Origin of the sequence: Kitasatospora sp. NPDC051164 (genome assembly GCF_044455625.1) — a bacterium.
Taxonomy (GTDB): domain Bacteria; phylum Actinomycetota; class Actinomycetes; order Streptomycetales; family Streptomycetaceae; genus Kitasatospora.
Genome location: NZ_JBITFB010000124.1, coordinates 1 through 1,550 on the forward strand (window position 1 = coordinate 1; position 1,550 = coordinate 1,550).

Sequence of the window (1,550 nt, forward strand, 5' to 3'; positions counted from 1 at the left end):
AGTGGTTGTTGTCGTTCCGATCTTGAGGAGTGTCGGTCGAACGGGAGTCTCGATCGGGTGACCGTGGCGACTGCCGTGCATGAAAGCAGGGCCTCTTGGTAGCTCAGTGGGTGTCTACGCCAACAAGCTGTCCAGGAGACCCTGTTGTCGCATGTCTACGGCATCTCGGAGACGGAGTCCACTTCGGCCACCCTTGCGTGTGACTGCTTGGCTCACAGGTTCGGGAATGCCGGCGACCACGGGGTGCGCGAGCGCCGCTATCCGACGGACATGTCGGACGCCGAGTGGGCGGTGGCCAGGTCGCTGCTGCCGGTGCCGGGCTGGCTTCGGGGGCGGGGCGGCCAGCCGGAGGCCTACTGCCACCGGGCGATACTGGACGCGATCCGCTACCTCGTCGATAACGGTGCGAAGTGGCGGGCGGTGCCGGGCGACTTCCCGCCGTGGGACCGGGTCTACGCGTTCTTCCGACGCTGGCGCGACCACGGGCTGGTCCGCGAGTTCCACGACCGGCTCCGCCGCCGAGTGCGCGAACAGGCCGGGCGGGATCCGGAGCCGAGCGCCGGCGTGATCGACTCCCAGTCCGTCAAGGCGGACGCCGTCGTCGGATCCGACAGCCGCGGCTTCGACGGCGGCAAGCTGATCAACGGTCGCAAACGGCACGTCGTGGTCGACACGCTCGGCCTGCCGCTCGCGGTGATGGTCACCGCGGCGGACGTCGGCGACCGCGCCGCGGCCCAGGTCCTGCTCGCCCAGGTCGCCGCCGCGCACCACCTGCTGGCCCTGGTCTGGGCCGACGGCGGCTACACCGGCAGCCTCGTCGAGTACAGCCTCGCCGTCCTCGCCCTGGTCCTCGCCATCGTCAAACGCAGCGACGACATGCGCGGCTTCGTGGTGCTGCCGAAGCGGTGGATCGTGGAGCGGTTCTTCGCCCACCTGATGCAAAGCCGCCGCCTCGTGCGCGACTTCGAGCGCTCCACCGGCAGCGCCGAGGCGATGTCTACTGGTCGATGACGCTCCTCATGACCCGCCGCCTTGCCCGGCCACGTCCTTCGCGAGCGTGAACCGGCCCGGCGCCGACTCGACCAGCCAGCCCCGGGCCACCAGCCGCTTCGCCTTCGAACGCAACGCCTCCACCTTCGCCGGCACCGGGTCCAGGCCGAAGCAGGCGGCCATCTCCTGGCACGTCAGCGGGCCCTGGCCGAGTCGGTTCCGGTCCGCGAGAGCCTGCAGGACGCGTTGGTAGTCCACCGACAGCGCCGACCAGGCCAGCCCCGCACGCCACACCGGCACGACGGACTTCGGCTTCGCCGCGTCCGTCGGCGAGGGGCGAACCGGATGCCCGTCGGGATGGTGCTGGTCCTCGGACGCGACGGCGGCGTCCGGGGCCAGCACCTCGCCCACGCGCGAGCGGGCGATGACCCACTCGTTCCACTCCCGCTCGGCCACGTTCAGTTCAGCGTGGATACGGTCAGCCTCTTCCCGCAGCTCGTCCACACGGCGGCGAGCAGTGAGCTCACGCTGTTCCAGCAGCCCCATGACCGACGGCATCC

General features: G+C 70.5%; 2 protein-coding genes. One reads left to right on the forward strand and one right to left on the reverse strand.

From position 1 onward, the window contains the following. The first annotated feature begins 270 nt into the window (after positions 1-270). A complete protein-coding gene (locus ACIBEC_RS47780) occupies positions 271-1,011 on the forward strand; it encodes an IS5 family transposase (protein WP_396290926.1) in 741 nt (246 codons plus the stop codon). Between the two features lie 6 nt (positions 1,012-1,017). Here the strand turns inward: ACIBEC_RS47780 and ACIBEC_RS47785 are convergent, their stop codons facing one another. Continuing rightward, positions 1,018-1,548, reverse strand: a complete 531-nt coding sequence (locus tag ACIBEC_RS47785) for a hypothetical protein (protein WP_396290927.1) — start codon at positions 1,546-1,548, stop codon at positions 1,018-1,020. Positions 1,549-1,550 lie beyond the last annotated feature (2 nt).